The 6,968-nt window shown below is 42.4% G+C and carries 7 protein-coding genes; 4 read left to right on the top strand and 3 right to left on the bottom strand.

The features are described 5' to 3' along the window. Nucleotides 1-231 precede the first annotated feature (231 nt). The 3 genes from ACNURT_RS25300 to ACNURT_RS25290 form a co-directional block, all read right to left on the bottom strand. Nucleotides 232-531 carry a hypothetical protein gene (locus tag ACNURT_RS25300; RefSeq protein ID WP_419699999.1) on the bottom strand — a complete coding sequence of 100 codons (300 nt, stop codon included), beginning with the start codon at nucleotides 529-531 and terminating at the stop codon, nucleotides 232-234. Nucleotides 532-648: 117 nt separating this feature from the next. After that, nucleotides 649-1,365, bottom strand: coding sequence for a pirin family protein (locus tag ACNURT_RS25295; RefSeq protein WP_419699998.1), 717 nt, complete (start codon nucleotides 1,363-1,365; stop codon nucleotides 649-651). A gap of 177 nt (nucleotides 1,366-1,542) precedes the next feature. Further along, nucleotides 1,543-2,118, bottom strand: a complete 576-nt coding sequence (locus tag ACNURT_RS25290; RefSeq protein ID WP_419699997.1) for a Crp/Fnr family transcriptional regulator — start codon at nucleotides 2,116-2,118, stop codon at nucleotides 1,543-1,545. A gap of 239 nt (nucleotides 2,119-2,357) precedes the next feature. On the opposite strand from ACNURT_RS25290, the gene ACNURT_RS25285 reads away from it, so the two are divergent. From ACNURT_RS25285 to fucP, 4 genes are all read left to right on the top strand, one after another. Beyond that, on the top strand, nucleotides 2,358-3,530 hold the full coding sequence (locus tag ACNURT_RS25285; RefSeq protein ID WP_419699996.1) for a glycoside hydrolase family 172 protein: 1,173 nt from the start codon (nucleotides 2,358-2,360) through the stop codon (nucleotides 3,528-3,530). A 22-nt stretch (nucleotides 3,531-3,552) separates the two neighbouring features. Beyond that, on the top strand, nucleotides 3,553-4,410 hold the full coding sequence (locus ACNURT_RS25280; RefSeq protein WP_419699995.1) for a fumarylacetoacetate hydrolase family protein: 858 nt from the start codon (nucleotides 3,553-3,555) through the stop codon (nucleotides 4,408-4,410). Nucleotides 4,411-4,477: 67 nt separating this feature from the next. After that, nucleotides 4,478-5,629, top strand: coding sequence for a DUF6786 family protein (locus ACNURT_RS25275; RefSeq protein ID WP_419699994.1), 1,152 nt, complete (start codon nucleotides 4,478-4,480; stop codon nucleotides 5,627-5,629). 44 nt (nucleotides 5,630-5,673) lie between these two features. Continuing rightward, on the top strand, nucleotides 5,674-6,951 hold the full coding sequence (fucP, locus tag ACNURT_RS25270; protein WP_370999031.1) for an L-fucose:H+ symporter permease: 1,278 nt from the start codon (nucleotides 5,674-5,676) through the stop codon (nucleotides 6,949-6,951). Nucleotides 6,952-6,968: the final 17 nt, after the last annotated feature.

The raw sequence follows: 6,968 nt of genomic DNA, 5'->3' as shown, positions 1-6,968 counted from the left end.
GCGGAAAGTTTGAAGGAGGATAAAACCTACTAAGGAAAGGATCTATCGGCTTGTTGTATATAACTCAATACTATCATTAGTTCAAAAAGATCTTATGAGTAATCAAATATCAGCAACGGAAGTCACGGATCGTAAGTCTTTCAATGTCCATCCTGGAATTAATGCAGATATCCCTTCCTGGCGAACATTTGCGGACATATTAAAAGGGGCGTCTATGTATGAGTAAAACACTTATCTCAACGCCTCATAAATCTCCGCACTCAATAACCCACTTCCACCACCATAATGCTGCGCTATCTTAATATCAGGTTTATTGGCCCTAAAGTAGGCGCAAAGGTCTTGCTCAGATTGTTCTTCGATACCGCCGCCCAGTAATACCAGGGCAAAGTCCTGAGTTTTAAAAGCACTGATAGCTTCCTGGTCAGTTATGCAGCCTGTAGCATTCCATGCCGGGTTATTGTTTACCAGCCGTATCACTGTTTGCAAGATCTCCGGGTGTCTTCCTATTACTAATATTTCTACTTGATCCATTGTTTTAACTCTTATCAATAGTGAAATGATTAGTGATCACCTTGCCCGGCACCCCTCTTTCCGCAAAAGGCAAAAAAGAGGGGGCGAACAAAGCTCTATCAATCATCATTCAAAAACTTAAAATTTCATAGGAACGTCTATCAGCAAAAATTCGGCATCTGAAAGTGCTGTTATTTTAAACTGATCAGTGTCCCAAATGCCTAAGGCATCTCGGGCATTCAATAGCTGTCCGTCTATTTCAACTTGCCCGCTCAATACAAAAGCATAAACGCCGTTGCCTTGTTTTTTGATAGCATAATCAGTATCGATGCCTTTATCAAATTTGCCCAAATGAAACCAGGCATCCTGGTGTATCCATACACCGGCATCATCGGGGTTGGGTGATAATACCTGTTGTAGCTTGTTGTGCCTGTCGGCCAGGTTTAAGGTAAGTTGATCATACCGGGGCTCTACATTTCTTTTATTGGGATATATCCAGATCTGTAAAAACTTTACCTGGCTGGCCCTGTCGTTATTGTATTCGCTGTGGTAAATGCCGGTACCGGCGCTCATGGCCTGTATATCACCATTTTTGATTACCGCTACATTGTTCATGCTATCTTTGTGTTCCAGGTCGCCTTCCAGCGGTATAGAAATAATCTCCATATTATCATGCGGATGCTTGCCAAAGCCCATACCTGCATCTACGGTATCGTCATTCAATACGCGTAACGCGCCAAACTGCATCCGGTCGGGATTATAATAACCGGCGAAACTGAATGATTGATAGCTGCTTAACCAACCATGGTTAGCGTGACCGCGGGTTTCTGCTTTATGTAAAATGGTTTGTGCCATGATGTTTACCTTTTTGTTTATATAACAAATTTAAGGCAATGGCAATGATGCACACTTGATGTAGATTAAGAAAAACAGGCACGAATTCCACGAATTATTTCGAATTACACGAATTAGCCTAAATCATAACTTTAATTAGTGCTTATTCATTCGTGTAATTCGTTCCTATTTGTAACATTAATGTCTCTTATTTCGCATGCGGCTAAAAAATTCGGGGGTAACACCAATGTACGATGCTATCTGTTTTAGCGGCAAATGATCTATCAATGTTGGATAGCGTTTGCAAAAATTATTGTAACGTTCTTCGGCGGTCAGGCTCAGGCCATCAATCAGCCTTTGCTGACTGGCAACTAAGGAGTTTTCGGTTAGTATCCTGAAAAAGTGCTCAAATTTGGGTATTTGCTGATAGAGTTTTTCCTGGTTGGCTTTAGACAGTAGCAGTACCTCTGTGTCTTCTAATGCTTCGATATTCAGGATGCCGGGTTTTTGTGAAAGCAGGCTGTACATATCGGCTATCCACCAATCTGGCGGGGCAAAGCTCAGTACGTGTTCAATGCCTCCCTTGTCAACAGTATAGCCTCGTAGGCAGCCCGAAATAACAAAGGTTGAATATTTACATATATCGCCGTTGGTAAGCAAAAACTGTTTCCGCTTTATTTTTTTGGTTTGTAAATAGGTAATAAAAATATCTTGTTCATCGGGTGTTAGATGAATATGTTTGGCAAGATTATCCAGTATAAGCTGAAATGACATACGCAAAAATGGATTTATTTTTTATAAAATGTAAATTAGCTTTCATTAATCAATGATTTAGCCCAGTCCCTCATGCCAAAATAAAGGTATGTTATGCTGATAAGCCGCATTTATAAATTGAAAATTATTGATAAGATTGTGAATACCTTGAGATATTATGCCCCGAGGTAAATTGCAAGCAATGTAAACCGATGTGCATTTCCAATTAGTGCATGCAGCAATTGTTAATAAATAGCCTTATGATGAAGAATTATGCTTTAGTAGTCTGGATGTTTGTTCTTGTTACATCATCTGCATTTGGTCAGCAAAAATTTAATGGCCTTGATGTAAACCTCGGAAACATTTACCGTTTGTCTGATGCCAAAACCCGGTCCATAAGTCCGGAGAATTTTAATGGTGAAAAAGGTAAAGGCGGAATGGCCACTACGGGAACAGGCGCCAATGCTTCCCGCGATCTGGGGCAAACCTGGAAAGTGAGCCCAAGTGTTATTATCAAAAAAGGAACTACCTATACCATTGCCAATATTGATGGCTCAGGAGCCATTCAACATATCTGGATGACCCCTACCGGAAACTGGCGCTATTCTATACTTCGTTTTTATTGGGATGATGAAACTACGCCTTCTGTAGAAGTACCGGTTGGTGATTTTTTTTGTATGGGCTGGGGTAAATACGCGCCATTACAATCACTGGCTGTAGCTGTTAATCCGGGCAGTGCTTTTAACTGCTATTGGCCTATGCCTTTCCGTAAAAAATGCCGTATCACGATGGAAAACATCGACGACCGCGATATGGTGCTTTATTACCAGGTGGACTATACACTCACTCAAGTACCCGAAGATGCCGCCTACTTTCATGCGCAGTTTCGCAGGGTAAACCCATTACCATATAAAAAAGATTATGTTTTAGTTGATAGCATTCAAGGCAAAGGACAATATGTGGGCACTTACCTGGCCTATGGCTCCAACAAGAATGGGTGGTGGGGCGAGGGCGAGATCAAGTTTTTTATGGATGGAGATACCAAATTCCCTACGATAAACGGCACAGGAACCGAAGATTATTTCTGTGGATCATATGATTTTGATACCCATCATAAAGATGCCAATGGCAAAGAAGAAGATAAAACCGAGTACACCGAATTCTGCAGCCCGTACAGTGGTTTGCACCAGGTGATTCGTGGCGATGGCCATTATAATATAGCGCAGCGCTTTGGCCTGTATCGCTGGCACATTGCTGATCCTATACGATTTGAGAAAAGTTTAAAGGTTACCATACAGGCCTTAGGCTGGCGGCACGATGGGCGATATATGCCTTTACAAGATGATATCGCTTCTACCGTTTTCTGGTATCAGAGTGGGCCGCATGGCCCTTTCCCCAAGTTCCCCTCACGGGATGAATTAGAAGTTAATTAATGTTGTTGTATAGATTTACCTCATGAAATTATATAAAATAACAAAAGGCATCCTACTGGAACATAACAATTCCGCTTACATCATTGATGATGAATGGGACAGCCTCATTAATCGTGATGACCTGGCCAGGTATCTGGAATTAATATCTGCTGATACCACCCCCATTAGTGTCGAAGTAAGGGACGAACACTTAAATGGAAAAATATTACCGCCAATCGGCAGCCAGGAAGTTTGGGCGGCTGGTGTTACCTATTTAAAAAGCAGGGACGCCCGCATGGAAGAATCTGAAAGCTCTGGCGGGGCAAGTTTGTATGATAAGGTGTATGATGCCTCACGCCCCGAGCTGTTTTTTAAAGCCATAGCACAACGAGTTTCGGGAACCGAGGCAGATGTTTATATCCGTAAAGACTCCGAGTGGAATGTGCCCGAACCAGAGCTTACCCTTTTTATCAATTCCAAAGGAAACATACAGGGCTATACTATTGGTAACGATATGAGCTCGCGAAGTATTGAAGGCGAAAATGCCTTGTATCTGCCGCAGGCAAAAATATATGAAAAGAGCGCCGCGCTTGGCCCTTGTTTACTGGTAGCAACCGAACCTATAGCGGGTGAGTCGGTTATTAAAATGCTTATTAAACGCAATGGTGAAACGGCTTATCAGGATACCACCACCGTATCGCGGATGAAGCGTTCATTAACGGAACTGGTGGGTTATTTATACAGCGAATGTGATTTTCCTGTGGGTGCATTTTTAATGACCGGTACCTGTTTGGTGCCACCACCTACCTTTACCCTGCAACCGGGCGATGTAGTTGAAATTACGATCGACGGTATTGGTACACTGGTAAATACCATCGCTTTAAATCCAAAACATAAATGATCATCGTATGAGAGTCGTTAAAATTGTATTCTTTGCTTTATGTATAGCTGGTTTAAGCGCATGCACTATGCAAGTGCCCCAACATGCAAAAGGCACTTTTGGTTACGATCTGGAGTTTTTAAAAGCAAAGGATAATGTTGTTGTTTTGAATAGTGATGATGGCAGGGGACGGGTTATTATTTCGCCCAAATACCAGGGAAAGATATTTACTTCAACGGCCGATGGATCAGATGGTAAAAGCTTTGGTTGGATAAAATACGAAACGTTTGACGCCAAGCAGCCCGATACCCATATGAATGCCTATGGCGGTGAAGACCGCCTTTGGCTTGGCCCGGAAGGTGGCCAGTTCTCTTTATTTTTTAAACCAGGCGCCAAAATGGAGTTCGATAATTGGCATACCCCACCGGCTATCGACAATGAAAGCTGGGACCTGGTTTCATCAACCGGTAAAAAAGCCAGCCTTACAAAAAACACCAGCATACAAAATTACACGGGCACAACATTATCCATTAAGCTACAGCGTGATGTTGAAATATTAGAGCCTGCGGCTATTAAGCAAATGCTGGGGATCGATGATTTGGATAGTACGGTAAAATCAGTGGGCTTTACTACGGTAAACACCATTACCAACAGCGGTACTACCACCTGGAATAAAACTGCTGGTGCGCCCTGTTTGTGGAGCCTGGATATGTTTACCCCTTCGCCACAAACAGTAATTATTGTGCCTTACAAAGAAGATGCTACGGGTAAAATTGCCACCACTAACTATTTTGGTGAGATCCCTAAAGACAGGATAGTGTACAATAACGGCACCTTGTTATTTAAGGCCGATGGAAAATCACGCGGTAAATTGGGTATCCCGCCCAATCGAGCTAAAAACATGATCGGCAGCTACGATGGCGCAAATGATATTTTAACTATTGTATTTTTTGATCTGGACGATAAAGGCGATTATTTAAACCAGGAATGGAAGCCAGACACCGCACCTTTTACCGGCGATGCCGTTAATGCTTATAACGACGGTCCCCTTGCAAATGGCAGCCAGATGGGGCCATTTTACGAATTGGAAAGCGTATCCCCCGCGGCATTTTTAAAACCGGGCGAAAAATTATCACACAAGCATAGTGTATTTCATTTTATGGGCGATATAAATGCCCTGAATAAGATAGCCTGGAAAACGCTTGGTTTTTCGCTTCATGATAAAACCCACAACATTTAAATAAACATTCAAAACCTAATTATTAAACCCATTACAACAACCCAATGACCAAGAACAACAATCTGTTTGCCGTAGCCCTCATCACCTCCCTGTTTTTTATATGGGGCTTCGCGTTAAATCTTAATCCTATCCTTATTCCGCATTTGAAAAAGGCCTGCCAGCTGAGCGACCTGCAATCGTCATTGGTTGATTCTGCCTCTTATATTGCCTATTTCTTATTACCTATACCCGCTGCCCAGTTTATGAAACGCTACGGTTATAAAGGCGGTATATTATTAGGGTTGATCTTGTTTTCGGTCGGGGCATTTTTATTCTATCCGGCTTCTATCGTTCGTAATTACGCGTTTTTCCTGGGCGCATTATTCATCATATTTTCGGGGGCAGCTTTTTTAGAGACAGCCGCGAATCCCTATATTACCGCCCTCGGCGACCCGGAAGGGGCTACACAGCGTATCAATTTTGCACAATCATTTAATGGTTTGGCGGCAGTTCTGGCTCCACTTGTTGGTGGGATGGTTATTTTATCGGGCAAAACTTTAACAGCCGCACAAGAAAAAGCCATGTCGGCGGGGCAGTTAAATGATTATTTAAATAAAGAAGCCTCATCTGTACAAACACCTTTTATCATCATTGGTGTAGGCGTACTCATTGTAGCTGTACTTTTATACAGAACACATTTACCCCAGATAGTTGAAGAAGGCGAAGGAATGGAGCACCACGAGAGCTTGTCGCTTTTTCAAAGGATGAGTTCGCTCTTTAAAGAAAAGAATTTACGGTTTGGCGTCATTGCACAATTCTTTTACGTCGGTGCGCAAGCCTGCGTGGGTAGTTTTTTCATCCGTTTTTCTGAACGGGTGGCAGGGATGGATGAAAAATCGGCAGCCTATTATTTAACAGCAGGAATGTTCGCGTTTTTGGCCGGCAGGGCTATCGGTACATTTTTAATGACGTTTATTAATCCGGTAAAACTATTGGCCATTTTTGGTATCACCAATGTAATACTGATTGTGGCATCTGTTTTTCTGCATGGCAAGTTCCCGGTGTTCGCCTTAATTGCCGTTGATTTTTTTATGTCGATTATGTTTCCTACCATTTTTTCTTTAAGCATCCGGGGATTGGGAGCCAAAACAAAGGAAGGCTCGTCATTGGTGATCATGGCTATTGTGGGTGGAGCTGTTTTTCCTCCTATCATGGGGCGCTTGTCCGACTTAACCAACATACAAATAGCCTACCTGGTACCGGCAGCCTGCTTTTTGTTTGTGTTTTATTTTGCCATAAAAAACCTGAAAGTAAAAGAGGTGAAACTTTCTGTTTCCCATTGATCAATGTTAGATAATTA

The organism is Mucilaginibacter sp. NFX135 (genome assembly GCF_048565145.1).
Classification (GTDB): domain Bacteria; phylum Bacteroidota; class Bacteroidia; order Sphingobacteriales; family Sphingobacteriaceae; genus Mucilaginibacter.
This window is presented reverse-complemented; position numbering and strand designations above follow the sequence as displayed.

Bases quoted from the DNA above. Each gene is read 5' to 3' on its own strand.
- ACNURT_RS25300 (WP_419699999.1), bottom strand. From the start codon at position 531: ATGGATCAAGTAGAAATATTAGTAATAGGAAGACACCCGGAGATCTTG.
- ACNURT_RS25295 (WP_419699998.1), bottom strand. From the start codon at position 1,365: ATGGCACAAACCATTTTACATAAAGCAGAAACCCGCGGTCACGCTAAC.
- ACNURT_RS25290 (WP_419699997.1), bottom strand. From the start codon at position 2,118: ATGTCATTTCAGCTTATACTGGATAATCTTGCCAAACATATTCATCTA.
- ACNURT_RS25285 (WP_419699996.1), top strand. From the start codon at position 2,358: ATGATGAAGAATTATGCTTTAGTAGTCTGGATGTTTGTTCTTGTTACA.
- ACNURT_RS25280 (WP_419699995.1), top strand. From the start codon at position 3,553: ATGAAATTATATAAAATAACAAAAGGCATCCTACTGGAACATAACAAT.
- ACNURT_RS25275 (WP_419699994.1), top strand. From the start codon at position 4,478: ATGCAAGTGCCCCAACATGCAAAAGGCACTTTTGGTTACGATCTGGAG.
- fucP (WP_370999031.1), top strand. From the start codon at position 5,674: ATGACCAAGAACAACAATCTGTTTGCCGTAGCCCTCATCACCTCCCTG.